We start from the raw sequence: 24,645 nt of genomic DNA on the forward strand, positions 1-24,645 counted from the left end.
CGGCCCGACATAAGCCTCCCCACAGCGTTTAGGCGCCCCCGGCGCGTTGCTCCGACCGAGATGGGAATCGACGCCACGGAGCCCGGCGACGGCGACGTGACGCTCGTCTTCTCGCTCGGCGCCGCGCGGTCGCTCGCTGACCCGGCCGCGGCGTTCGCCGACGCGCGCCGGTGGAGCCGCCACGTCGGCATCGTCGCGAACGAGGCGGATCAGGTCGCGGCGTTCGCCCGCGACCACGGGGTCGACAACGACTACGCGCTCACGAGCTGGGACAAGTGGGGGACGCTCGCGGACGTCCGCGAGGAGAGCGCCGCCCCGCGGTACGTGTTCGTCGGCACCACCCGCGCGGACGAGCGCGTCGCGACCGAGACCGGCTACGAGTTCCTGCGGGTCGACGAGGCCGCCGAGAAGGCCGGCTGGGAGCTCTCGGAGCCGGGAGCGGCGGAGCCTGACGCGGAGGGCGACGACGGACGACTCGCCCGGCTCCGCCGGACGGTCCGCGACGCGCTCTCGCGGCTCCGGTGAGCTCCGGACTCTCGCTCGTCGGGAGCGGCGGGGTCCGCCCGCGGAAGGTACAAACCGCTCGTCGCCCAAAGTGGGGTATGTCCTCACCGCTCGCGGACGAGCCTGTCGAACCGGCCGGCGACGACGCGGAGCCGCTCGACGCCGACGAGTGCGCCGACTACCTCGACGACCTGGGCGACGCGTGGGAAGTCGTCGACGACCACCACTTGGAGGCGAGCTACGAGTTCCCCGACTTCGAGACCGCGCTGGCGTTCACGAACGACGTGGGCGAGCTCGCCGAGCAGGAGTGGCACCACCCGGACATCGCGCTGTCGTGGGGCGAGGTCGGGGTCGAGATGTGGAGCCACGAGGTCGGCGGCCTGACGCGCGCCGACTTCGTGATGGCGGCGCGGATGGACCGCCTGTACGCCGACTACGACGCGTGACCGGAGGGGGCTCGACCTGACGCATCAACGAACGGCTTTAAACCTCTGCCGGCGAAACGACGGGTAATGAGCGAGAACGTCTTCCTGGTCCCGATAGACCCGGAGAACTTCGACCGAACGGTCCGGTCCCCCGTCGACCTCACCGACTACCCGGACCGCCCGGAGCCACTCGCGGACCTCGACGAGGCCCGCCTGTGGGCCGTCGACGACGACAGCGGCAACGGCTCGACGTTCGAGAAGATGGCGGCGGGCGACCTCCTGCTGTTCTACGCGGACGACGAGTACGTCGCGACCGGCCGCGTCGGCGAGGCGTTCGCGGACGACGACCGCTGGGCGAGCGGCACGTTCTGGACCGCGTTCCCGACCACGCGGGTGTACACGGTCACCGACTTCAGCGCCGTCTCCGCGCCCAAGCGCGCCGTCAACCGCATCTTCGATTACTCGTCGTCGTACACGCCCGGCTTCATGCGCGTCGCGGACAGTCGGGTGAACACGGACCTCTCGTCGATCGAGTCCGCGCTGGAACACTACACGAAGCGAAACGCCTGAGTTCGGCGGCCGCGCGCGGCGCTTTTTCAGTTCTCGACCGCGCCGACGAGCGACACGTACGCGGGTTCGTACGCCGCCGCCACGCGATCGGGAGCGCCGCGAACCTCGCCGGACAGCGCCGGCAACGGTTCGGTCGCGAGCGGTTCGATCATCTCCGTCACCGCGTCGACGTGCTCCTCGCGGGACCCCTCGCGCGGGCTCCCGGCGGCGACGGCCCGGGCCTTCGCGTAGCGGTCGCCCGCGTAGATCCGCGCGCGGCCGGGGTCGACGACGGCGACGGCGTCCGGCGCGACCGGCCCGTCGCGGGGGAGCGTCCCGGCGACGTCGGCGTACGACTCGACGACTCGCGGGACCGGGGTGCGCGCGACCCGTCCCGCGAGCCGTTCGATCGCGGGGAGGTGCGCCTCGGCCATCACCTCGTTGAACTCGGGGACGTCGCTCACGCGAGTCGCGTCCGCGAGCGGGAGGCGCTCGGTCAGTTCGCTCGGGAGCAGTCCAGCCTCCTCGGCCGCGCCGTTGACGACGAACCGCGTGCCGGAGTCGGTCGTCACGCGGTCGCAGAGGAAGGTGCGGTCGGCGTCGCCGAGCATTCCGGTCCGGCCGGGCGTCGGCTTCCAGAGCCGGTGAACGGGGTTGATCGACTCGGGCGTGACCGCCGAGGGCGACGGGGACTCGTCGTCGACCGTCGCCAGCACGCGGGTGTTCGCGGCCGCGAGCGTGCGTGCGTCCTTCCCGTACAGCCGGCCCGCGTCCGTCGCGACCCGGTAGTCGTCGTGGTCGAACCAGAAGTCGTTGCCCGCGCGGGGCTTGACGCCGACCGCGTCGCCCGCCTGCTCGGCGAGGTGTGCGACCAGCCCCGCGGAGAAGGTGGTCTTCCCGGCGTCGACGCGCGCGCCGCCGGCGACGAGGTAGACCGGCGGATCGGAGGCGTCCCCGGTCACGCGGACTCGTCGGCGTCGGTCGCCTCGCTGTCGTCCGGAGCGGCGTGCTCCGCGAGCCCGTAGTACCCCGGGCCGTCCTCGCTCAGCGGCTCGGCGACGACCATCTCCTCGGCGTGGACCATCACCCACGGGACCGCCCAGTCGACGAGGACGGCCTCGGTGTCGGGGTCGACCTCGGCGTCCGGCTCTAACCCCTGAAGCAGGCGACCGATCTCGGGGATGGTGTACATCTGATCCGGTTCGAACAGCTCCGCGGGCTCGTAGAAGTCGCACGGGTAGGTGGCGTCGAACGCCGACTTCGGTTCGGGCATGCGCGAGGCTACGCGACCGCGTCCGTAAACGCTGCCGATACGGACCGAATTGAGTTAACGACACTCAGTACGACGCGGTGGCGCGTGCCGGTGAGCGGCCAGCAGGCCGCGAACCGCACGCGCGAGGGAGTCGCGGCCGCTTTTAAGCGGCCGCGACGAGGCTGGGGAGGTGAGAGGTGCCGTGCGGAGCGGTGCGGGGTGGGACTCAAAGGGGCAGTCGCGAGGGCGGCGTAGGCGTTCACGAGAGCGGAGCTCTCGTGAGCCAATCAGAACGCTTCGCGTTCTGATGACGACGCAAGCACCGCAGCGAAGGAGCGTCAGCGACTGAGCGAGGAGCGCAGCGAGTGTACGCCGCCCTCGCGGCTGGGGCTTTGGAGGTGTGTTCCGCCAATCAGCAATCAACTATTTATAAACGAGCGGCTGGGGCTTTGGAGGTGTTCTCCGCCGGTCCGCAGTCAACTATTTATAAACGAGCGGCTGGGGATTTGGCGGTGTATTCCGCCGGTCCGTAGTCGATCGTTTATGAGTAGACGGGCGGAGATGTGGAGATGTTCACCGCTGACCCATCGGGAACCGTTTATAAATCAATCAGCCTGAACGGAGCAGTCACTAACCGCGTGGCGTCCTGCGAAAAAACCCGGATCTCGACGCGCGTAACGCGTCCCGAGGGACGCGCTTACTCGAACAGCTCGACGGCCTGCTCGTAGCGGGACGACGGCTCCTGCCAGTCGACGACCTCGAAGAAGTTGTCGACGAACTCGCCGCGGGCCGGGCCGTAGTCGTGGTAGTAGGAGTGCTCCCAGACGTCCAGCGCGAGGATCGGGTGGCCGCCCCAGATCGCGCCCTGGTCGTGCTTGTCGACCACGACGTTGCGGAGCTGGTTCGAGAACGTGTCGTACACCAGCAGCGCCCAGCCGCTCGCGTTGCCCGCAGCGGCTTCGAACTCGCCCTTCCAGGCCTCGTACGAGCCGAAGTCCTCCTCGATGCGGTCCGCGAGCGCGCCCTCGGGCTCGTCGCCGCCCTCCGGCGACATGTTCTGCCAGAACAGGTCGTGGAGGATGTGGCCCGAGGAGTTGTGGGTCACGTTGCGGATGGCGCCGGCCGACGAAGAGAAGTCGTGGTTCTCACGGTTCTCTTCGAGCGTCTCTTCGGCCGAGTTCCAGCCGTTGACGTACCCCTGGTGGTGGGTGTCGTGATGCCATTCGAGCACCTGCTCGGAGATGTGCGGCTCAAGCGCGTCGTAGTCGTACGGCAGCGGATCGAGTTCGTAGCTCATGCTTGTATCACCTACCACGAACATGTGTCGGAACGCTGTTAAAGATAATGCGGCACGCGCTACCACGGGTCACCGGACGCGAGTGTTATCGGGTGTACGCGACCGTCACCGGTGGTGTTGCGGTTCGGGCCTCGAACCCGACCGATCGCGGTGCCGACCGAAATCGACGGACGCCACGTACTGATAACCACATTCGGTTTCGCGACCGATCAAGATTCGGGTCGCTCCCTGATTCGAATCACAGCTACCGCTCTCCGCTCACCAGCGTTCGCGGAGAAGCGGTGGGACTGGGATTCGAACCCAGGAAGCCGTGAGGCTACCTGCTTTCAAGGCAGGCGCAATGGGCCACTCTGCCATCCCACCACACGTCACCGCTCGGCGTCGGTCGACTAAGTGGTGTCGGATCCGACGAACTCGACCGCACCGCCCGGCACCGACCGATCAGTCTCGAACCAGCCGCTGCTCCCCGTCTTCGACGACCACGTCCAGTCCCTTCTCGTGGACGAACGCGGCCGTGTAGTCCGGCACCACGCGCTCGGCGGCGAACCGCGCCCGGAGGTTCGGCACCACGTCGAGCAGGTCCTCGCCGGTCTCCAGCGAGGGCGACGGCTCGACGAAGTCGACCGAGCGGTCAGCGTCGCGCCCGCGCTCCGCGAGCGTCGGCAGCGCGGGCGCCTCGAACGCGCCGTCGAAGTCGATCGGCTCGGTGAAGCCCGCGTAGTACGCCCGGCCGTTCGACGAGGGCCCGAGGACGACCTCGGTCGTCCGCAGCTTCATCGCCGCGGAGTCGACGATCGTCCGCGAGAGCAGCGGCGCGGTGGGGGTGACGACCGCGACGGAGTCGGCGCCCTCCTCGCGCAGCAGGTGCGTGACGGTGTTGCCGGCGCGCGCGCCGAACGAGGAGCCGACCTGCCGCTCGAAGCGGACCTCGTCGGTGCCGCCGAGGGTGTCCGCGACCAGCGTCCGCAGCTCCGCCTCCGGGCTCGTCTCGGTCCGGTACTCGGCGGGGAGGTCCTCCTCGTCGGGATAGTTGACGAGGAGCTCGCCGCCCGAGCGCTCGACCGCGAGGACGGCGTCGCGGAACTGCGCCTCGTAGAGGTCGGCCGCCTCGGCGGGCGACAGCGGCGTCGACTCGGCGATCGCGGTTCCGACGAGCCCCTCGCGGGGCGGGTTCGCCAGCAGGGCGACGACGGTCATACCGGAACGCGGCGCGGGAGCGCCTTCAACTCGCTGCTTCGGTTCGGAGGGAGACCGACGGCGGCACGGACCTGCTCGGCCGGGGTGCGCCGGTTCGACCGCTCAGGAGAAGTCGCGCCGCATCGCGATCTCGAACCACGGGCAGAGGCGGAGCTGCCGGTACAGCGCGGGGTTCTCGTGGAGGTGGTCGTAGTCGGCCCACAGCATGCCGCCGATCTCCTCCTCGTCCGGGTCGAGCGAGGTGTCGTCGAGGGTGACCTTCAGCACCGCGCACACCTCCCACTCGACGCCCTCGTTGGGGTAGTAGCGCTTGTACTCGAACTTGTCCGTCACGCGGAGGTCGTCGTACTGGTCCGGCGAGATGCCGAGCTCCTCTTCGAGGCGCTGCTCGGTGGCCTCCTCCTGGGACTGCCCCTCGACGGGGTGAGAGGCGACCGTGCCGTCCCAGTGGCCGTCCCACAGGCGCTTGGTCGGCGCGCGCTGGGCCAGCAGGATCCGGCCGTCGGTGTCGAAGACGAGGCAGGTGAACGCGCGGTGGCGGATCCCGTCGCCGGTGTGCGCGTCGAGCCGGTTCACCGTGCCCTGCGCGACGTCGTCGGGGTCGACGGCGATGACGTCCTGAAGCGCGTTCTCGTGGTCCGTGTCGCTCGCGTCGCCCGTCTCGCTCGCGCCGTCGCCGGCGGCGTCCCCCGGTGCGGCCGCGTCTTCGGAACTCATGCGCGATACGTCGCGGACCAGGGCTAATAAGGGTTCGATACGGCGTCCGTTCACACCCCCGCCGACGCTCCCGTCCGTCACCGCCGACGCTCCCGTTCGCGCGCCCCGACGGCGCGTCCGTTGGCGCCGGTCGCCGGTCCGCCCGCACCGCCCGTGCTTCGACGCTCTTAACCGCGTCCCGGCGCTACTTCGCGCGGATGAGTGACCCGGCGCTCGACGTCGTCGAGTTCGTGTTGACGACGCACTTCTACACGCAGGACCGCGACCTCGACGAGAACGACCTGCCGCCCCGATTCCGGCAGGTGTTCTGGTCGGCCGACGCCGCCGACGACGCCCCCGGCGGCGTGGAGCGACCGCTCAAGGCGACCGACGAGACCACCCGCACCGCCACCGGCGTCGAGCGGCCGTGGGACGCGGTCTCCGACCTCCTCTTCACCCAACGCACGGAGTTCTCCGGCGAGATCTCTCTGACCCAGCCGGCGATGGGGCTGGAGTGGTACCGCGACCGCGCGGGCGACGACCGGATCGCCGGGAACCCGACGCTCGTCGCCGCGATGGAGGCCGCGGAGGACCTGACGGCGCCGGTGACCCGCGAGGAGGCCCGAGACGACGTGCGGCCGGTCCAGGCCGACCGCGTCTGGATCGACGCGCTGCTCTCCGAGTACTTCGACGAGGACGAGGACGGCGAGATGCTCGACCTCGTCAACGTCCGCGCCCCCGAGGAGATCGAGACGACGCTGGCCGACCTCGTGCTGACCGGCGACCAAGAGGGCGAGATCCAGAAGATCGTCAAGGCGATCGAACACCGCGAGTACCTCGCGGAGATCGGCCTCCGCGAGATCGGCAAGCTGCTGTTCGTCGGCCCGCCCGGGACCGGGAAGACGACCGTGTCGCGCGCGCTCGCCCACGAGCTCGGGCTCCCGTTCGTCGAGGTGAAGCTCTCGATGATCACGAGCCAGTACCTCGGCGAGACGTCGAAGAACGTCGAGAAGAGCTTCGAGGTCGCGAAGCGGCTCTCGCCGTGTATCCTCTTCATCGACGAGTTCGACTCGGTGGCGAAGACCCGCCGCTCGGACGAGCACGCAGCCCTGAAGCGCGCGGTCAACACCCTGCTGAAGTCGATCGACGAGGTGTCGCTCGTGCGCGACGAGGTCCTCCTCATCGGCGCGACGAACCACCCGGACCAGCTCGACGCCGCCGCGTGGCGCCGGTTCGACGAGATCGTCAACTTCCCCAAGCCGGACCGCGACATGCGCGCGGACATCCTCCGCGTGGTGACCAAGGAGATGAAGATCGCCGACTTCGACCCCGAGGAGGTCGCCGACCGGACCAGCGGGCTCACCGGCTCCGACCTCCGGATGGTGCTCCGGGAGGCCGTCCTCGGCGCCCTCACCGAGGACCGGATGACGATCACGCAGGCGGACGTGATGGAGGCCGTCGAGGACTTCGAGGAGCGCGACAACCTCAAGAACATGGACATGATCGACGGGGAGGGCGCCGAGGTCCTCGGCGAGACGGGGTCGAACGACGCCCACGACCACGGCGAGGAAGGTGGTCACGACCACGGCGATCACGATCACAGCGACCACGACCACGGCGGAGAGGGTGGCCACGACGAGGACTCCCCGGACCCGACCCGCGGCGCCGAACCGCAGGGACGGACGCAGGACTGAGGCAAACGACCAAATTCCTCGACATCGATCGACACGAACACCGCCGAAGCCCCAGCCGCTCGGCAATACAGCTCTATTTATAAGCGGCCGATCGACACGAACACCGCCGAAGCCCCAGCCGCGAGGCGGGCGTACACTCGCTGTGGTCCTCGTCACTCGCTCCGCTCGTTCCTGCGGTCCTTGCGTCGTCTACGCCCGCCTCGCGGCTGCCCCTTCGGATCCCACCCCGCACCGCTCCGCCCAGCACCTCACCCCTCCCCAGCCTCGTCAGTCGCCTCCGCTTCGCTCCGGCGACTGACTCCCTCGCGCGGTGCTGCTCGGCCGCAAGGCGGCCTCGCAGGCACGCGCCACGGTACCGCAGATCGGCTGTCTCTTTCTCTGTACCGACCGATCACCGTCGAACGCCCACGACCGTGTAGCCGAACCCGCGGTCGACGATCCGCGGGTCGAGCCCGGCGTCGTCCATCGCGGCCGCGAGATCAGCGGGCGCTCGGAACTGCGAGTCCATCCCGATCGCGTGTTCGCCGGCGACCAGCAGTCGCCCGAGCGGGTGGTCCGGATTAAAATCGCGGACGACGAGCGCGCCGCCGGGCGCGAGCACGCGCGCCACCTCCGCGAGCGCGGCGTCCTGGTCCGGGAGGTGGTGGAACGCGTCGACGACCGTCACCGCGTCGACGCTCGCGTCGCGGAACGGAAGCCGTCCCGCGTCGGCCGCGAGCCCCGCGAGCCCGCGGCCGCGACGCGCCCGCGAGAGCATCCCGACGGAGGCGTCGACGACCGTGATCTCCGGACCGGTCAGCGCGGCCGCCGCGCGCCCCGTGCCGCCGCCGACGTCGAGGAGGCGCTCGATCGGCCGCGCGGCGTGGTCGAGGCCGGCCGCCAGCGCCTCGCCGTCCGCCGGCGGCATCGCGAGGTCGTACAGCGGCGCCACCCGGTCGAAAAAGTCGACGTCCCCGACTCCGTACATGGAGGAGACGAGCGCCGCGAGCGATAAAGAGCCACCGCCCTATTTACCTTCTCGCCGACGTACGCCGCCCATGGAGTACGCGCTCGTGTGTCCGCCCGACGAGGGGGAGACCCTCCGCCTCGACTACCGGGCGTTCGCGTACGCCGGCAAGTTCGTCGTCGGCGCGCCGGGGAAGTCGGTGATCCGGACGCCGGACGGGCGCCCGGCCGCGCCGGACTGGGAGCCGGCCGAGCCGCTGCCGGACACGGTCGACCCCGACGCGTTCGACGAGGACGTGATCGCGGCCGTCTCCTTCTCGCCCGACCGGACCGACCCGGCCTGCTGTCGGCTGCGGTACGTCACGGTCCACGCCGCGCGGCGCGGGGAGGGGATCGGCCCGCGGCTGATCGGCGAGACGGTCGCCGACCTCGCCGTCGCGGGCTTCGAGCGCGTGAAGATCGCCGTGAACAACCCGTTCGCGTACGAGGCGTGCCACAAGTGCGGCTTCGCGTACACCGGCGAGCGCACGGGGATCGCCGAGCTCGAACTGGAGCGCCCCGCGGCGACGCCCGCCGACGCGGACCCGGAGCGGTACCGCGAGGGACTGGCGGCGTTCCGCGAGACCGACGGGGAACTGAGCCGGGCGGAGCGCCGCTTCGTCGCCGAGCGGCTGGAGCGCGGGCCGCCGTCGGTCGGCGACGCGGCGGGGAGCGAAGACGGGTCCGGTTGAGCCGCTTAGTTGAGCGTCCAGATCGCGTAGTTGAGCGCGGTCGCGAAGCAGACCCACGCGAGGTAGGGGACGAGCAGCGCCGCGGCGCGGCGGTCGACGCGGTCGAAGGCCCGGATCGTCGCGACGACCAAGGGGAGGAGGACGACGAGGACGGCGAGCCCGAGGTCGGGGCGTTCGAGCCCCCAGAAGACCGGCGACCACGCGACGTTGACGGCGAGCTGAACGCCGAACAGCGCGAGCGCGGTCCGGACGCGTCCCGCCGACGCTCCCCCGTCGCGGCCGGCGAGGTAGACGAGGGCGGCCGCCGCACCGAGTAACGCGTACAGGATCGGCCAGACGACGCCGAACGCCCACCCCGGCGGGTAGAAGGAGGGCAGTTCCAGCGACGCGAACCAGGCGCTCTGGGTGGTCGTGAAGGGGACGCCGAGCGCGCCGATCAGGTTGACCGCGATCGCCGCGCCGGCGATGAGGAGGGCGTCCCGGCGGTCGAGGAGTCGGGAGGTCGCGGTCGTCGCCATGGGTCTCGTTCGCGAGGAGCGGTGTTAAATCCGTCAGATCGCGTCGTAGTCCTCGCGGAACGTCTCCAGCGTGGCCGCGAGCACGCCGATCACGATGGGGCCGACGAAGAGGCCGGTGAACCCGACCGAGTAGATGCCGCCGAACACGCCCAGCAGGATGATTGCCGGGTTCAGGTGCGCCTGCTGGTCGATGACGAGCGGGCGGGCGTAGTTATCGACCATCGCGATCACCGCCACGCCGTAGACGGCGAGGAAGATCCCGGCGGTCACCTGGTCGACGACCACGAGGTACGCGGCCGCCGGCCCCCACACGAAGAAGGCGCCGATGAGCGGCAACAGCGCCAACACCGCCATCACGAACGTCCAGAACACCACGTTCGGGATCCCGGCGGCCCACAGCCCGAACCCCGCGACCAGCGCCTGGAGGAGCGCGACCGAGATGTGGCCGATGACGACGCCGCGGGTCATCACGTCGACGCGGTCGACGAGGTCGGCGGTCACGTCGGACGGCAGCGGGCTCGTCGCCCGGATCCACTCGACGAACGCCGGCCCGTCGATGAGCGTGTAGTACACCAGAAACAGCGCGAGCGACAGCCCGACCGACGCCCGGATCGCCGTGTTCAACACGCCGCTGAACCCGCCGAAAAGCGTCTGCACGAGGATCTCGCCGGCGGTCTGGAGGAGGTCGCCGACCTCCGGGTCCTGTCCCGTGATCGCCGCGATCTCGGCCTCGATGGCGGCGACGTCTATCCCCGTTTCGCCGGCCGCGATCGCGGTGAGGTCGCGGACGAACACCCACGTGATGTACGCGAGCGGGAGGATGACGGCGACGATCGAAGAGAGGATGAGGATCAGCGCCGACAGCATCTGGCCGAACCGGTTCGAGACGCGCTTCCGGAGCCAGCGGGTGAGCCGCCGGTGGAACGGGTAGAGGATGAAGGCGAGGATCGCCGAGGCGATCACGTACTCGACGAACGGCAGGATGACGAAGAGAGTCAGAAGCGCCACCGACCCCATGAGGAGGAGCAGGAACGATTGCCCGCGGTTCATGGGTCCCCGTCTCCCCGGCGGAGTATAAAGTGGGCGGCGGGCCACCCTAATCGCCGACGCGGCTGCCGGACGCAGACTGAGATGTATTTAAAAAGCGTCGACCGCGCTCAGGCGCTCGCCTCGTCCTCGTCGAGGCCGGGCGCGGTCGCGGCGTCGACCTCGTCCGGCTCCTCCGTGTCGCCGCCGACGACCGTCTCCCCGTCGTCGGTCTCGACGTACACGTCGTCCGCGAAGCCGGCCAGCGCGTTCTCGTACTCGGGCTCGTCGAGCTTCGCGGGCGTCTCCGGCGCCTCGACGATCCCCTCCGGCGGGCGGAACTCGCCCAGCGGGTCGTCGATCGTGATCCCGTGTTCCGAGAAGAACGACTCGTACCGGCGGTAGTGCGCCTCTAACTCGTCGCCCGGGATCTCCATCATCTCCGTCCACCCGTGGTTGAAGAAGTCGAAGTTCGCCTGGACGTGGGTGATCTCGCGGGCCTCGGCCTCCGGGAAGCCGGCCTCTAGGGCGGCGACGTAGGTGTCCATCGTCGCGTCGAAGAAGCTGTCGAGGTGGTCGCGGCGCTCCTCGCGCCGGTCCTCGTCCGCCTTGTTGAGGAAGATGCTCGTGTGGAGGTCGACGAGCTTGTCGTTGGCGACGTCGCCGACCACCGGCGTGGTCAACGCCTTCTTGGCGGCCCAGTGGCGGATGTTCTGCCGGATTTTCATACGCGCTGTTGGGCCGGGACGCTCTTGAATGTGTGGCGTCGGGACCGCGGCGCCCGTACGCGCTCCCGCCGCGAGCGGGCGGCGCGTGTGCTCGTGCGAGATGGTTCCGTCGGGATCGTGTTCGTGTCGGGACCGTGTGCGACGCCGACCGCACCGCGGAACTGTTATTGCGCTCAACGAACAATATTGTGGTAGCCATGGAACCGAAAGAGGCGGACGACGACTGGGCGGCGCAGGTGGAGGCGCAGCGGGAGGCGAAGATCGAGCAGTTCCGTGACTCGGCGCGGTCGCCGCTGCCGGCCTCGATGCGGGGCGACGCGTTCCCCGGGCTGGCGTACTTCGACCCTGACCCGGCGTACCGGTTCGAGCTTCCGATCCACGAGCACGACGAGAAAGAGACCGTGACCGTCGAGACGACCGCCGACGGCGAGCAGACGTACCGCCGGTGGGGGGAGTTCCGGTTCGAGGTCGACGGCGAGGCGGCGACGGTTCAGGCGTACCGCCCGGCCGACGGCGCGGACCGCTTCTGGGTGCCGTTCCGCGACGCGACCAGCGGCGAGGCGACGTACGGCGCGGGCCGATACCTCGACTTGGAGCCCGACCGGGACCGCGTCGACGGCGAGTGGATCGTGGACTTCAATCACGCGTACAACCCGACCTGCGCGTACAACCACGCGTACGAGTGCCCGCTCGTTCCGACGGAGAACTGGCTCGACGTCGCGATCGAGGCGGGCGAGAAGGACTTCCCGGCGGAGCCGGCGGGCGCGGACCACTGACCGGGCACGGACCACTGACCGGACGGGAGAATTCCACCGCGCGGGGCGGATCGGAGCCCGATCCTCGACGCGGGTGAGGGGAGTTCTCACGCCCCGAGACGCGGATGACAACCCACATTAACCATGAATCCGAACGGCCGGCTATGAGCGATTCGTACGTGATCATCGGTGACGGTATCGCGGGCGCGTCCGCGGCCGAGACGCTGCGCGAGGAAGCGCCCGACGCCGAGATCACGGTTCTCACGGACGAGGGTGAGTCCCTCTACAACCGGATCCTGATCAAGGAGTACGCGAAGGGGAAGCTCCCCGAGGCCCCGATTTCGATCCACGAAGAGAGCTGGTACGACGACCACGACGTCGACCTGCGACTCAACACCGTCGTCGTCGACATCGACGTCGACGAGGACGCGGTACACACCCACGAGGGCGAGACGTTCGAGTACGACTCCCTCCTGCTCGCGGTCGGCGGCACGCCCCAGCAGCTCCCGGTCGGGAACGCGGACGCCGACGGGATCCACCACTTCTGGACGTTCCAGGACGCTCGCAAGATCAAAGAGAGCGTCGAGGGCGCGGAGAAGGGCGTCATCGTCGGCGCCGGGCTGCTCGGCATCGACTTCGCGGCCATCTGCGGCGCGCAGGACGTCGAGGCGAAGTACCTGATGCGCGGCGACAACTGGTGGCGCTACGCGCTCTCCGAGGAGGGCGCGGAGATCATGCACGAGGCGATGCGCGAGCGCGGCGTCGAGCCCGTCTTCGGCTCCGGTGTGGACCACTTCGAGGTCGACGACGACGGCTGCGTCGAGGCCGCGGTCGACCCGAACGGCGAGCGCTACGAGTGCGACTTCGCGGGCGTCGCCATCGGGCTGAACTTCAACACCGAGTTCGTCGAGGACACGCCGCTGGAGCTCGACGACGGCATCGTCGTCGACGAGTTCATGCGCACCAACGTCGACAACGTGTACGCCGCGGGCGACATCACCACGTTCAACGACCTGATCCTCGGCGAGCGCGCGAAGAACGGCTCGTGGGGGTCGGCCAAGGAGCAGGGGACGATCGCCGCCCGCAACATGGTCGAGTACGGCAGCGAGGCGTTCGAGTGGGTCTCCTCGTACTCGATCACCCACTTCGACTTCCCGTTCCTCTCCTTCGGCCACCCGACGCTCGGCGACGAGTCGGTTGAGGCGACCACCGCCGAGGGGGAGTGGCGCCGCGTCGCGCTGAAGGACGGCAAGGTGGTCGGCGGGGTGCTCATCGGCGACCTCTCGCCGCAGTCCGCGTTCAAGCAGCTGATGCGCGAGGGGCGCGACGTGAGCGACCAGACGGACCGGCTCATGGAGCCCGGCTTCTCGGTCGACGACCTGGCGGCCCCGACCGAGCAGTAGTCCGCCGACCCCGGCCCCGTCTCGGGGGGCGCCGCTCCCGGCGACGGACTCGCGGCCAGCGACGTGCCACGGTGCTTTTCACGGTCGACGCGCTATCTCGTTTATATGTCACCCGGATCGCAAGGGCCTCCGGCCGGCTTCTTCGCCTCCTTCGTCGAGGGGTGTTCCGATCCGGTCGTCTCCGTCGACCGGGAGGGGACGGTCGTCTACGCGAACCCCGCCACCGAGGCGGTTCTCGGGTACGACCCCGAAGACCTCCGCGGCCGCGACCTCGCCTCCCTCGTGGCCTCGGAGGCCGCGGACGGACGCGCCCGATCGGTCCGCGAGCGGTTCGCGCGGGTCGAGGGGCTCGACGACTGCGGGAGCTTCTCCGTTCCCGTCCGCCACGCGAACGGGCACACCGTGACCTTCTCCGTCCGATTCCACGAACACGCCACCGGAGGCGACGGAAGCGGCGGCGTCCCCGACGGGGCGACCGGCGACCGCGACGCCGTCTACACGGGGATCTTTCGCGACGGCGTCGACGAAGCCGGCGGAGAGACGCTGGAGACGTTCCGCAACCTCGTCGAACACGCCGGCCACGCCATCTACATCACCGACGTCGACGGGACGATCGAGTACGTCAACCCGGCGTTCACCGACCATACTGGCTACGAGTCCGAGGAGGTCCTCGGCGAGACCCCGGAGATACTCAACTCCGGCGAGATGCCGGACGAGTACTTCGACGCGCTGTGGTCGACCCTGCTGGACGGCGAGGTGTGGGAGGAGGAGATAATCGACCGACGGCGAGACGGCGAGCCGTACCGCGCCCACCAGACGATCGCGCCCGTGATCGGCGACGACGGCGAGGTGTCCCGGTTCGTCGCGATCCAGACGGACGTCACGGCGCGGAAGGCGGCGATGGGGCAGCTGAAACAGTACCGGGACATCGTCGAGCGGCTCGACGACCCCGTCCTCCTCCAGAACCGCGACGGGGAGTTCGAGCTGTTGAACGAGGCCGTAAGCGAGTTCGCTGGCGTCGACCGCGAGGCGCTGTACGGGACCGACGAGTTCGCGTTCATGGACGCGGAGACGGCGGGCGAGGTCGACGAGCGCCGCCAGAGCGTGCTCGACGCCGAGGAGATGGCCGAGTACGAGGTCTCGCCGACGTTTCCGGAGACCGATCGGGAGGCGACGTTCAGCACGCAGCGGTACCCCTACTACGACGCCGACGGCGACCTCGCCGGCACCTTCGCCATCTGTCGGAACGTCACCGACCGCAAGGAGCGCGAACTGGAGTTGGAGCGGTACGAGCGCGCGATCAACGGCGCGACGGACCTCATCGCGGCGGTCGACCGCGACGGGCGGCTCCTGTTCGCGAACCCGCAGTACCGCGAGTACCACGGGCTCGAGGACCGCGACGTGACGGAACTGACGCTCGCCGACGTGGTCCCGGCCGACGGCTACGAGGACGTCGAGCGACAGGTGGAGCGCGCGCTCCGGGACGAGTCGGTGGAGTACCGGACGACGCGGACGCACCCGACCCGCGGCAGGCGGACGTTCGACGTTCGGTACTACCCGCTCGGAGGCCCGGACGACGGGGAGCCCGCCGGGGTCGTCGGCGTGCTTCGGGACGTGACGGACAGCGAGAACCGCGCGCGACAGCTTCGGGTCGTCGACCGGGTCCTCCAGCACAACCTCCGGAACGCGCTGACGGTCGTCCGCGGGCGGGCGGAACAGATCGCGGCGGGCGCCGCCGACCCCGCGGACGCGGCCGGGTACATCGTGTCGCGGGCGGACGACCTCTTGGAGACGAGCGAGAAGGCCCACCACATCACCGAGATACTGAGCGACGCGCCGGAGACCGAACCCGTCGACGTCGGGCGCGTCGCCCGACAGGTGGTCGAGGCGCGGACGACGGAGTTCCCGAACGCGACGATCGAGGCGTCGGTGCCGGACGACGGGGTCGCGACGGCGTCCGCGACGACCTGGCTCTCCCGGGCGATAGACGAGCTGGTCCGGAACGCGGTCGAACACCACGACCGCGACCGGCCGACGGTCGTGGTGTCGGTCGAGGCCCGCTCCGACGCGATCGAGGTCCGCGTCGAGGACGACGGGCCGGGGCTGACCGGCATGAACCGAGACGTCCTCGTCGACGGGACGGCGGTCGACGCGCTGTACCACGGCAGCGGCCTCGGGCTCTGGCTCGTCTACTGGGTCGTTCAGCAGTCGGGCGGCGCCGCGGCGGTCGCGGACGCGGAGCCCCGCGGCACCGTAGTGACGCTTACCTTCCCCCGAGCCGACGACTGAACCGCCGCCGTCGCGTTCGCGGGCCGAACGAACCGAACCGGGGCGACGCCCGCCGCGAAACGCTTATGATTAATCGTGTTATATGCTATCATATGTCACTTAGAGACACCGGGCGACGGCTGCGGCTCCGACGCACCGGCCGCGTTCCGGCGGACGCGCGGGTTCGTCACTACGACGAACTGGACGACGACGAGCAGGGGGTCGTCCGAGAGCTGGCGGACGTGCCGTGGACGGCGCCGGAGACCGGCGACCTCGCCGACGGCGACGTGGTGAAGTTCACTGACTACTATCAGGTTCGATCGCGGTGAGGGCGGTCGCGCGGTCGGAAGCGTCCGCCCGGAAGCGAAGTTGTTTTCGCCGGTCGGGGGTAAGCGGGGCGCATGGACAGCGGCGGATCTACAGACATGACGCTGGCGTTCGAGTTGGAGGCGCTGAAAGCCCTCGCGGACCCCAACGCGGTGTTCAACAACGCCCGACAGTGGACCGAGTACGTCGGGGTCGTCAGCGAGAAGCCCACCTACGTCGTCACGAACTTCACGCGGAAACACCGCGTGCGACAGGACTTCTTCTCCGGCCCGCGCGGCGTCGAGGAGAGCCTAGAGAACATCAGCGGGCAGTTCGACACGGACCGCCACGTCTTCGTGGGGGTCGACGACGAGGACGAGGCGGTCGCCGAGGCGACCGGCTGGGAGTTCCTCCACGTCGAGGACGCCGCCGAAGCGGCCGGGTGGACGCTCGCCACCGGTGAGGCGGAGGACGAGGCGCCCGAGGAGCAGGCCCGCGACGACTGGCCCTGACAGACCGGGAGGTGTTTTGACGCGGGCGACGAAGGCGAGAGTATGACCGATAACGGCGAGGCGGACGATCACGACCATCAGCACGACGACAGCGGCCATCACGACCACGACCACCACCACCACGACAGCGGCCATCACGACCACGACGACGACCACCACCACCACGACGTCGACTCGGTCGCGGCCGCGGTCGTCACGGTGTCATCTTCGCGTAGCACGGACGAGGACCCGGCCGGCGACTACGTCGCGGCCGCGTTCGAGGAGGCGGGTCACGAGGTCGTCGTCCGCGAGCTGATCGACGACGACTACGACAGCGTTCAGGGGACCGTCGACCGGCTGGCCCGGCGGAAGGACACCGACGCCGTCGTGACGACCGGCGGGACGGGGGTCACGCCCGACGACGTCACGCCGGAGGCGGTTCGCGGCGTCCTCGCGAAGCGACTTCCCGGGTTCGGCGAGCTGTTCCGCCGGCTCTCGTACGAGGAGGTCGGCACGCGGACAGTCGGCTCGCGCGCGACCGCCGGCGTCGTCTCCGCCACGCCGGTGTTCTGCCTCCCGGGCTCCGAGAACGCGGTCCGGCTCGGCGTCGACGAGATAATTCTTCCCGAGGTCGGGCACCTCGCCGGGCTCGCCGGCCGAGGACTCGACGAGGCGGAGAGCGACCAGAAGCAAGTCGGCGACGAAACTGCGACAGACAAGACGGCGAACGGCGGGTCGTAGGCGGCCGGCGAAGCCCGACACAGCCGCGGCTCAGACGCCCGTGAGGAAGTTCCGGACGAGGTCGTGGCCCGACCCGGTCAGCACGCTCTCCGGGTGGAACTGGACCGCCTCGATCGGGTGATCGCGGTGGCGGATCCCCATCACGATCGACTCGTCGTCGTGGTCGGTGGTGGCCGTCACCGCGAACGACTCCGGGACCTCCGTGGCCGCCAAAGAGTGGTAGCGACCGGCTCGGAACCCCTGGTCGAGCCCGCGGAACACGCCCTCCCCGTCGTGGTCGACCGGGAACGCCTTGCCGTGGACCGGCTCGGGGGCGTGGCCGACCGTCCCCCCGTACTCGTAGACGGCGGCCTCCAGACCGAGGCAGACACCGAGCGTCGGCACCGTCCGGGAGAGCTCGCGCAACACGGGCATCGTCACGCCCACGTCGCGCTCGTTCTTCGGGTGGCCGGGCCCCGGACTGACGATCACCGCGTCCGGCTCCGCGGCCTCGATCTCGGCGAGCGACGCGGTGTTCTTGAACACGTCGACGGCGACCGGCTCCCCGTCGACCGTCTGGTCGGAGACGTACTCGACGAGGTTGTAGGTGAACGAGTCGAAGTTGTCGACGACGACGACCCTCATCGCTCGGCCTCCGTGCCGGTGGCGACCGGGTCGGCCGCGTCGCCTTCTTTTTCTTCCCCTTCCCGGATCCGGTCGATCGCGGTCAACACGCCGTCCATCTTCTGTTCGGTCTCCTCGTACTCCGCGGCCGGGTCCGAGTCGGCGACGAGGCCGGCGCCCGCGCGCACGCCGACGACCGACTCCTCGCCCGACTCGTCGAGCGTCGCGGTCCGGATCACGATCGCGAAGTCGGCGTCGCCGGTCCACGAGTAGTAGCCGACGCCGCCGCCGTACGCCTCCCGCGGGGTCGTCTCCAGGTCGTCGATGATCTCCATCGCGCGCACCTTCGGCGCGCCGGTGAGGGTCCCGGCGGGGAACGTCGCGCGCGTCGCGTCGAACGCGTCGGCGTCGCCCGCGAGCGTCCCCGTCACGGTCGATTCGATGTGCTGGACGTGACTGTACTTCAGCACGTTCATGAACTCCTCGACGCGGACGGAGCCCGGCTCCGAGACGCGCCGCACGTCGTTGCGCGCGAGGTCGACGAGCATCGTGTGCTCGGCGCGCTCCTTCCCGTCCGCCAGCATCTCGCCCGCGAGCCGGCGGTCCTCCACCGGGCTGGTCCCGCGCGGGCAGGTGCCGGCGATGGGGTTCGAGACGACGCGGTCGCCCTGCACCGACACGAGCGTCTCCGGGCTCGCGCCGACCACGGTCCGGTCGTCGTGGCGCAGCACGTACATGTACGGCGAGGGGTTCACGTCGCGGAGCGCCGCGTAGAGGCCGAGCGAGTCGACCTCGCCGCGGAGCTCGCGGCTGCGAGAGATCACGCCCTGGTAGATGTCGCCGTCGAGGACGTGCCGCTTGGCCGTCCGGACCGCCTCCTCGTACTCGTCGCGGGGGTCCGCGGACTCCTCGCGCACGCTGACCCCGTCCGGGTCCGGCGGCGACGCGGCCGCCAGCTCGGCCGCGACGCGCTCGGCCTCCGCGACGAGGTCGTCGTAGACCGCGGCGGGATCGTCGTCGACGCCGATCACGGGGGTGAACACGAGCTCGGCGCCGCCCTCCTTCTCGTCGAAGACGACGGTCCGGGTGGTGAGCGCGAACTCGGCGTCGGGGAACTCGGTCTCCGGGCGCTCGACGCCGACCTCCTCTAACCAGAGGTCGTAGACGGCCTCGTACGCGAGGAAGCCGACGAACCCGCCCGAGAGGATCTGCCGGTCGGTGTCCGGGAACCCGCGGAGGCTCACGTCGGGAAACGCCGCGCGGACGCGGTCGACCGCGTCGCCCGCGTCGGGACCGAGCCCGGGCGCGGTCGCCTCGGCCGCCCCGTCGTCGCCGGTCGCGTCTCCGCCCGCGTCCTCCCCGAGGAACTCGGCCGCGGGCCCCAGTTCGGTTACTTCGGTCCGGTCCGGGTGGACGGAGACGATCGCCTCCGGGTCGTAGCCGACGAACGAGTAGCGGGCGTGCCTGTCGGCCTTCCCGCCCGACGTGAACGCGCCGTCGGGGTCGCTGGAGGCGACCTTCTCCCCCGATTCGAGGAGGAACCCGTACGGGCCCTCGCCGACGAGGGTCGCGTACGCGCCGAGCGGGCTGACGTCGGCGCCGAGCGAGGCCGACGCGCGGACCACGACCGGCTTCTCGGCGTCGGCGGCGAGCTCGACGAACTCGGCCTTCGTCCTGTCCAGCGGGGGCGCGTCGCTCATGCCAGCTCCATCTCCCGGCCCGCGTTGGCGACGAAGCGGGCGACCGCGTTGTGGTCCTTGCGTCCGCCCTCGATCTCCACGCCGGAGGCGACGTCGACCGCGAAGGGGTCAGCGACGCGGACCGCCTCGGCGACGTTGTCGGCCGTGAGCCCGCCCGCCAGCACGACGGGCGTGGTGAGCCGCTCGGCGAGCTCGCCGGTCGCGCGCCAGTCGTGCGTCTCGCCGGTCCCCCCGGCGCCCGAGTCGTCGGTGGAGTCGACGACGAAGGCGTCGACCGCGCCGTCGAGCTCCTCGGCGCGCGCCGGATCGTCGGCGTCGACCGTGAGCAACACGCGCCGCTCCGTCTCCGCGCGGATGAACCGCAGTTCGTCGGCGGTCCAGTCGCCGTGGAGCTGGATCGCGTCGGGCGCGACCGTCCGGACGAGCTCGACCGCGCGCTCGGCGGAGTCCGGCATCGTCACGAGGGTCGCGGTGACGAACGGGGGCACGTCCGCGAGCAGTTCCGCCGCCTCGGCCGGGTCGACCTCGCGCGGCGAGTCGACGGGGACCTCGGTGATGACGCCGACCGCGTCGGCGCCCGCGTCGACCGCGGCGCGGAGGTCGGCTTCACTGGTGATCCCGCAGATCTTCACACGCGCCATCAGTCGTCGTCCTCCGCGGTCGCGGTCTCGACGCCGTCGCCGAGAGACTCCCCGTCGCCGCACAGCGCCGCGAACTTCTCGGCGGCCGCGCCGGAGTCGATCGCGTCGGCCGCGCGCTCGACGCCCGCCGCGAGCGTGTCGGCCTCGCCGGCGACGTAGATCGCGGCGCCCGCGTTCGCCAGTATCAGGTCTCGCTTCGGGCCGGTGACGGAGCCGTCGACGATCCCGCGCAGGTCGGCGGCGTTCTCCTCGGGGGTGCCGCCCGAGACGTCTTCGATCGGCGCGCGGTCGAGTCCCAGGTCGTCGGGCGCGATCGTGAACTCCGTCACGTCCTCGCCGTCGACCTCGGCGGCGACCGTTTCGTCGTGGATCCCGATCTCGTCCATGCCGGCGCCGTGGACGACGAGGGCGCGCTCGACGGGCATGTGCGCGAGCGACCGCGCGATGACGGGGACGAGGTCGGGGTCGTACACGCCGAGCACCTGCGCGTCGGCGCCCGCCGGGTTGGTGAGCGGCCCGAGGACGTTGAAGATCGTCCGCATCCCGAGCTCCTTGCGGGGGCCGATGACGGCCTTCATCGCCGGGTGGAACACCGGCGCGAGCATGAAGCCGATCCCGTCGTCCTCGATCGCCGCCTCGACGGCGGGCGGCTCGGCCTCGACGTCGGCGCCCGCGACCTCCAGCACGTCCGCGCTCCCCGAGGAGGAGGAGACCGAGTAGTTGCCGTGCTTCGCGATCGGCACCCCGGCGCCCGCGGCGACGATGGCCGCGGTCGTCGACACGTTGATCGTGTCGTAGTCGTCGCCGCCGGTGCCGCAGGTGTCGACGAGCGGCTCGCGGTCGGGCTCGATCGTGCGCGCCGCGTCCCGCATCCCCTGCGCGAACCCGGCGATCTCGGCCTCGGTCTCGCCCTTCGTGCGGAGCGCGGCCAGCAGCGCCCCGATCTGGGCCTCCGTCGCCTCCTCGAAGACGAGCCGCGCGGCCTCGCGCGCCTCCTCGACAGTGAGATCCGTCCCGTCCGTCACGCGCTCGACCGTGTCGTTGAGATTCATTGTGTCCACCGATGTAGTATTCCGCGTTGTGATGTACAAGTGTGTACACTAATTTAACGCTGTCGCCGGGGCGGTAGACGATAACGCGCAGTGACCGCGGACGAAAACGGTGAAGAACGTCTGGACTGCGAAGAGAGCGGTGACCGAGCCTACTCCGCGTCGAGCGCTGTCGACCCGTCGGCCTCGACCACGACGACCGGGACCTCGGCGTCGCCGACGACCGTGTCGGTGGTGGAGCCGAAGACGAAGCGGCCGACGGTCCCGGTCGTCGGCGCGCCCACGACGACCAGGTCGTAGTACGCCGACTGCTCGACGACCGCGCCCGCCGCGGTCCGGTCCTCGACGAGCCAGCGGTCCGCGCGGTCGAACCCGCCGAGCCGCTCCTCGGCCGCGTCGAGGAGCCGCTCGCCGGCCGCGACGTAGTCCGTGGCGTTCGGGTCGCCCGCCTCGACGGCGGTCCCGGAGGCGTCCCCGTCGGGGCCGGCGTCGGCGAGCGCCGCGTCGGAGGGGACGACGTGGAACAGTTCCAGCCACGCGTCGGTCGACGCCGCGATCTCCCGCGCGACGTCGACGGTCGCCCCCGAGTGCGGGCCGGGACCGACGGCGACGAGGACCGAGGAGACCCGGTCTGGGCGCTCCGCGCGGTCGGCGCCGTTCAGCGACACGTCGGCGACGGAGGGGGCGTCTCCCGCGTCTTCCACCGCGGGCCGGATCATGGCGTCACCGACCGCGGGCGAGCCCGCGTGACCGGCCCCCCCGGCTCCGGCCGAACCGCTCGACTCCCCGCGGGCGCCGCCGTTTCGCGTCCCGCCCTCTCGGGCGCTTCCGCCGTCGGCGTCGCTCCCGTTCATGCGTGAACGTCTGACGCTCGTCAGATAAATCCCGTTGGTTCCGCGTCCGCCGCGGAGCGGCGGTCGACGAGCGGAGCCGAGCCGGCGAGCCGCCCCCCGCGTCACTCCCGGAAGAACTCCTCGCGCTCGAACGGCTCCTCTTCGCCCTCCACCGCGAGGACGTCGAGCGCGGTCACCTCGGCGCCGACGCCGAGCAGGCCGGCGAGGCTCGGCTCCGTGCGCCCCTCGTCGCTCGATATCAGCTCCTTGATGTAGAGGCCCCCCTCGCCGCGGATCTCGACGGTCGCGTGGCGGGGGTCGTCGAGTTCGGCGGTCGCCTCGTACACGTCGCGCTCGCGCGTGATGCTCGCGCGGCGGTGGTCGACCCGGTTGGGCGTGTACTGCTCGACGGTCGCGCCCTCCAGCGCTTCGACCGCCTCGGCGAGCGCCTCGGCGTCGACGTCGGCGTCGAAGGTCACCAGCGCGCGGTAGCGCTTCGCGGCGTCGTGCTCCTTCACGCGCTCGACGGTGTCGTACGTCGCGAGCCGGAGCCCCTCGACCTCGACCGCGCCGTCGGCGAACGCGTTGATATCCGACTGGAGGCGGTCGGTGTCGACCCGGCGCCGCCGCGGCTCCTCGACCTCGATCACGAACGGGCGGCCAGTGCCGAGCATGAGGGCGTCCACGTCCTCGCGGCCCGCGCCGTGGAACGTCGCCTCGGTGCCGTCCATCACGTCCTCGACGACCGGTGCGGTGTACTCCTCGACGCTGTCGTCGTAGAGGTAGCCGGAGCCGCCGCAGTGGTCGCAGGGGTCCGCGCCCTGTCGCCCGGACCCCTTGCACTCGCGGCAGGGCCACTCGGTCTGCGGGATGTCGCGCTCCAGCTTCCGGTATCGACCGTAGACGAACGTGGAATTCACCTTTGCGTCGATCTCGTCGTCCGCCAAGTCGATCGTGAACTGGACGTCCGGGCGGTCGAAGGAGACCTCGGCGCCCGTCAGCCGCCCGACCCGCTTGCCGACCTCGCGGTTGAACTCCGACTTGAACGGCTCGCCCGCGTCCTCGTCGAGGCCGACGTCCGCGCGGAGGAGGGCCTCGTTCTCCTCGATCAGCGGCGGCGGACGCGTGCCGACGTTGTACGTGGCGAACTCGATCCCCTCGACCGCCTCCGCGGCGCGCTCCGCCCACGCGTCGAACTCGGCGCAGCGCCCCTCGCACACCCAGCAGTCCGCGGTCTCGACCGCCTCGTGGTCCTCGTCGTCGCGCAGCGCGAGCGACACCCGGAGCGCCGAGCCGCGGTCGGCGTTCGACAGCCCGAAGCTCCGGTCGGCGACGAGCCGGCCGAGACAGGCGTCGCACACCGGGCCGGTCTCGGTCGCGCGCGCCGCGACGTCGAGTACGTCCATACGCCCTCAAACGCGGCGCGTGGTAACTGTCTTACTACTCGGCAGAGGTACCGCAGTCGGATCGTTCAATGTCGCCCGGGCGGAGGGGATCCGTATGGGAACGCCACTCGACTCGCGCGACGAGCAGGTCGCCGAGGTCCTCGACCGGCTCTACGAGGAGTACCCCGACTCGACCATCTCGCTCAACTACTCGAACCGCCTGGAGCTGCTGATCGCGGTCATCCTCTCGGCGCAGTGTACGGACGAGCGCGTGAACGAGGTGTGCGCCGACCTGTTCGAGACGTACGAGACGCCCGAGGAGTACGCGAACGCGCCACAAGAGGAGATGGCCGAGGCCATAAACTCGATCACCTACTACAACAACAAGGCGAAGTACATCCGCTCGGCGTGCGCGGACATCGCCGAGGAGCACGACGGCGAGGTGCCGGACACGATGTCGGAGCTGACGGAGCTGGCCGGCGTGGGGCGGAAGACCGCGAACGTCGTGCTCCAGCACGGTCACGACGTCGTCGAGGGGATCGTCGTCGACACCCACGTCCAGCGGCTCACGCGCCGGCTGGGAATCACGGAGGAGGAGCGCCCCGAAGCGATCGAACAGGACCTGCTGGAGGTCGTCCCCGAGAGCGACTGGCAGCAGTTCACGCACCTCATGATCGACCACGGCCGCGCGACGTGCACCGCGATCAACCCCGACTGCGCCGACTGCGTCCTCGCCGACGTCTGTCCCTCCGAGAAGGGCGACGGCGACGTGGATCTGGCGAGCGGCGAGGCGTGGTAGGAGACGGAACCGGGGCGATGCCGATGGCGTTCGGGAGGTAGTATTTAAAGGCCCCTCGGATGAGGGGAGGCGGCCGAATTCGTCCCGCCGAGGGGGAACTCGCTTTCCG

The 24,645-nt window shown here is 70.4% G+C and carries 27 protein-coding genes and 1 tRNA gene; 12 read left to right on the top strand and 16 right to left on the bottom strand.

Features of this window, described 5'->3' with window-relative positions:
- Positions 1-60 precede the first annotated feature (60 nt).
- The 3 genes from CPZ01_RS02975 (at position 61) to CPZ01_RS02985 (ending at position 1,499) form a co-directional block, all read left to right on the top strand.
- The gene (locus CPZ01_RS02975; protein WP_096393362.1) at positions 61-525 is read left to right on the top strand and encodes a DUF7124 domain-containing protein; all 465 of its coding nucleotides are present in this window, start codon (positions 61-63) and stop codon (positions 523-525) included.
- A 77-nt stretch (positions 526-602) separates the two neighbouring features.
- A complete protein-coding gene (locus CPZ01_RS02980) occupies positions 603-950 on the top strand; it encodes a 4a-hydroxytetrahydrobiopterin dehydratase (protein WP_096393363.1) in 348 nt (115 codons plus the stop codon).
- Between the two features lie 66 nt (positions 951-1,016).
- Positions 1,017-1,499, top strand: a complete 483-nt coding sequence (locus tag CPZ01_RS02985) for a hypothetical protein (protein ID WP_096393364.1) — start codon at positions 1,017-1,019, stop codon at positions 1,497-1,499.
- 26 nt (positions 1,500-1,525) lie between these two features.
- Here the strand turns inward: CPZ01_RS02985 and CPZ01_RS02990 are convergent, their stop codons facing one another.
- The 6 genes from CPZ01_RS02990 to idi all read right to left on the bottom strand — a co-directional run bounded on the left by CPZ01_RS02990 (position 1,526) and on the right by idi (position 5,941).
- The gene (locus CPZ01_RS02990) at positions 1,526-2,440 is read right to left on the bottom strand and encodes an ATPase (RefSeq protein WP_096393365.1); all 915 of its coding nucleotides are present in this window, start codon (positions 2,438-2,440) and stop codon (positions 1,526-1,528) included.
- Complete coding sequence (locus CPZ01_RS02995) at positions 2,437-2,751, bottom strand: DUF5827 family protein (protein WP_096393366.1); 315 nt, start codon at positions 2,749-2,751, stop codon at positions 2,437-2,439. The genes CPZ01_RS02990 and CPZ01_RS02995 overlap by 4 nt, the downstream gene beginning before the upstream one ends.
- A gap of 676 nt (positions 2,752-3,427) precedes the next feature.
- Positions 3,428-4,027 carry a superoxide dismutase gene (gene sod, locus CPZ01_RS03000; RefSeq protein ID WP_096393367.1) on the bottom strand — a complete coding sequence of 200 codons (600 nt, stop codon included), beginning with the start codon at positions 4,025-4,027 and terminating at the stop codon, positions 3,428-3,430.
- A gap of 279 nt (positions 4,028-4,306) precedes the next feature.
- Positions 4,307-4,390 (bottom strand) — tRNA-Ser (locus CPZ01_RS03005).
- Positions 4,391-4,468: 78 nt separating this feature from the next.
- Positions 4,469-5,224: a DUF2064 domain-containing protein gene (locus CPZ01_RS03010; protein WP_096393368.1), complete on the bottom strand. Its 756-nt coding sequence runs from the start codon at positions 5,222-5,224 to the stop codon at positions 4,469-4,471.
- A gap of 102 nt (positions 5,225-5,326) precedes the next feature.
- A complete protein-coding gene (gene idi / locus CPZ01_RS03015; RefSeq protein WP_096393369.1) occupies positions 5,327-5,941 on the bottom strand; it encodes an isopentenyl-diphosphate Delta-isomerase in 615 nt (204 codons plus the stop codon).
- 197 nt (positions 5,942-6,138) lie between these two features.
- Here idi and CPZ01_RS03020 point away from each other — a divergent pair, with 197 nt between their 5' ends.
- Positions 6,139-7,614, top strand: a complete 1,476-nt coding sequence (locus CPZ01_RS03020; protein ID WP_096393370.1) for an ATP-binding protein — start codon at positions 6,139-6,141, stop codon at positions 7,612-7,614.
- Positions 7,615-8,005: 391 nt separating this feature from the next.
- On the opposite strand, the gene CPZ01_RS03025 is transcribed toward CPZ01_RS03020, so the two are convergent.
- Complete coding sequence (locus tag CPZ01_RS03025) at positions 8,006-8,581, bottom strand: class I SAM-dependent methyltransferase (protein ID WP_096393371.1); 576 nt, start codon at positions 8,579-8,581, stop codon at positions 8,006-8,008.
- 70 nt (positions 8,582-8,651) lie between these two features.
- On the opposite strand from CPZ01_RS03025, the gene CPZ01_RS03030 reads away from it, so the two are divergent.
- Positions 8,652-9,290, top strand: coding sequence for a GNAT family N-acetyltransferase (locus tag CPZ01_RS03030; protein WP_096393372.1), 639 nt, complete (start codon positions 8,652-8,654; stop codon positions 9,288-9,290).
- Positions 9,291-9,295: 5 nt separating this feature from the next.
- Here the strand turns inward: CPZ01_RS03030 and CPZ01_RS03035 are convergent, their stop codons facing one another.
- From CPZ01_RS03035 to CPZ01_RS03045, 3 genes are all read right to left on the bottom strand, one after another.
- On the bottom strand, positions 9,296-9,808 hold the full coding sequence (locus tag CPZ01_RS03035; protein WP_096393373.1) for a TspO/MBR family protein: 513 nt from the start codon (positions 9,806-9,808) through the stop codon (positions 9,296-9,298).
- 33 nt (positions 9,809-9,841) lie between these two features.
- The gene (locus CPZ01_RS03040; RefSeq protein WP_096393374.1) at positions 9,842-10,858 is read right to left on the bottom strand and encodes an AI-2E family transporter; all 1,017 of its coding nucleotides are present in this window, start codon (positions 10,856-10,858) and stop codon (positions 9,842-9,844) included.
- A 107-nt stretch (positions 10,859-10,965) separates the two neighbouring features.
- Positions 10,966-11,562 (bottom strand): DUF6149 family protein, encoded by a 597-nt coding sequence (locus CPZ01_RS03045; protein WP_096393375.1) that lies wholly within the window; start codon positions 11,560-11,562, stop codon positions 10,966-10,968.
- 197 nt (positions 11,563-11,759) lie between these two features.
- Between CPZ01_RS03045 and CPZ01_RS03050 the strand changes: the two genes are divergently transcribed.
- From CPZ01_RS03050 to CPZ01_RS03075, 6 genes are all read left to right on the top strand, one after another.
- Positions 11,760-12,338: a DUF1684 domain-containing protein gene (locus CPZ01_RS03050; protein ID WP_096393376.1), complete on the top strand. Its 579-nt coding sequence runs from the start codon at positions 11,760-11,762 to the stop codon at positions 12,336-12,338.
- A gap of 143 nt (positions 12,339-12,481) precedes the next feature.
- Positions 12,482-13,720, top strand: coding sequence for an NAD(P)/FAD-dependent oxidoreductase (locus tag CPZ01_RS03055; protein WP_096393377.1), 1,239 nt, complete (start codon positions 12,482-12,484; stop codon positions 13,718-13,720).
- 105 nt (positions 13,721-13,825) lie between these two features.
- The gene (locus CPZ01_RS03060; RefSeq protein WP_096393378.1) at positions 13,826-16,009 is read left to right on the top strand and encodes a PAS domain S-box protein; all 2,184 of its coding nucleotides are present in this window, start codon (positions 13,826-13,828) and stop codon (positions 16,007-16,009) included.
- 92 nt (positions 16,010-16,101) lie between these two features.
- Positions 16,102-16,317 (top strand): hypothetical protein, encoded by a 216-nt coding sequence (locus CPZ01_RS03065; protein ID WP_017342862.1) that lies wholly within the window; start codon positions 16,102-16,104, stop codon positions 16,315-16,317.
- 72 nt (positions 16,318-16,389) lie between these two features.
- The gene (locus CPZ01_RS03070; RefSeq protein WP_096393379.1) at positions 16,390-16,806 is read left to right on the top strand and encodes a DUF7124 domain-containing protein; all 417 of its coding nucleotides are present in this window, start codon (positions 16,390-16,392) and stop codon (positions 16,804-16,806) included.
- Positions 16,807-16,848: 42 nt separating this feature from the next.
- Entirely contained in the window at positions 16,849-17,526 is a 678-nt protein-coding gene (locus CPZ01_RS03075) for a MogA/MoaB family molybdenum cofactor biosynthesis protein (RefSeq protein ID WP_096393380.1), read from the top strand.
- 30 nt (positions 17,527-17,556) lie between these two features.
- On the opposite strand, the gene trpG is transcribed toward CPZ01_RS03075, so the two are convergent.
- The 6 genes from trpG to CPZ01_RS03105 all read right to left on the bottom strand — a co-directional run bounded on the left by trpG (position 17,557) and on the right by CPZ01_RS03105 (position 23,758).
- Positions 17,557-18,150, bottom strand: coding sequence for an anthranilate synthase component II (trpG, locus tag CPZ01_RS03080; RefSeq protein ID WP_096393381.1), 594 nt, complete (start codon positions 18,148-18,150; stop codon positions 17,557-17,559).
- On the bottom strand, positions 18,147-19,829 hold the full coding sequence (trpE, locus tag CPZ01_RS03085; RefSeq protein ID WP_096393382.1) for an anthranilate synthase component I: 1,683 nt from the start codon (positions 19,827-19,829) through the stop codon (positions 18,147-18,149). Before trpE ends, trpG begins: the two co-directional genes overlap by 4 nt.
- On the bottom strand, positions 19,826-20,470 hold the full coding sequence (locus CPZ01_RS03090; RefSeq protein ID WP_096393383.1) for a phosphoribosylanthranilate isomerase: 645 nt from the start codon (positions 20,468-20,470) through the stop codon (positions 19,826-19,828). Before CPZ01_RS03090 ends, trpE begins: the two co-directional genes overlap by 4 nt.
- On the bottom strand, positions 20,470-21,522 hold the full coding sequence (gene trpD / locus CPZ01_RS03095; protein WP_096393384.1) for an anthranilate phosphoribosyltransferase: 1,053 nt from the start codon (positions 21,520-21,522) through the stop codon (positions 20,470-20,472). Before trpD ends, CPZ01_RS03090 begins: the two co-directional genes overlap by 1 nt.
- Before the next feature lie 149 nt (positions 21,523-21,671).
- On the bottom strand, positions 21,672-22,373 hold the full coding sequence (locus CPZ01_RS03100) for a universal stress protein (RefSeq protein WP_096393385.1): 702 nt from the start codon (positions 22,371-22,373) through the stop codon (positions 21,672-21,674).
- Between the two features lie 101 nt (positions 22,374-22,474).
- The gene (locus CPZ01_RS03105; protein WP_096393386.1) at positions 22,475-23,758 is read right to left on the bottom strand and encodes a tRNA pseudouridine(54/55) synthase Pus10; all 1,284 of its coding nucleotides are present in this window, start codon (positions 23,756-23,758) and stop codon (positions 22,475-22,477) included.
- Between the two features lie 94 nt (positions 23,759-23,852).
- Here CPZ01_RS03105 and nth point away from each other — a divergent pair, with 94 nt between their 5' ends.
- Positions 23,853-24,536 (top strand): endonuclease III, encoded by a 684-nt coding sequence (nth, locus tag CPZ01_RS03110; protein ID WP_096393387.1) that lies wholly within the window; start codon positions 23,853-23,855, stop codon positions 24,534-24,536.
- Positions 24,537-24,645: the final 109 nt, after the last annotated feature.

This window comes from Halorubrum trapanicum (assembly GCF_002355655.1).
GTDB lineage: Archaea > Halobacteriota > Halobacteria > Halobacteriales > Haloferacaceae > Halorubrum > Halorubrum trapanicum_A.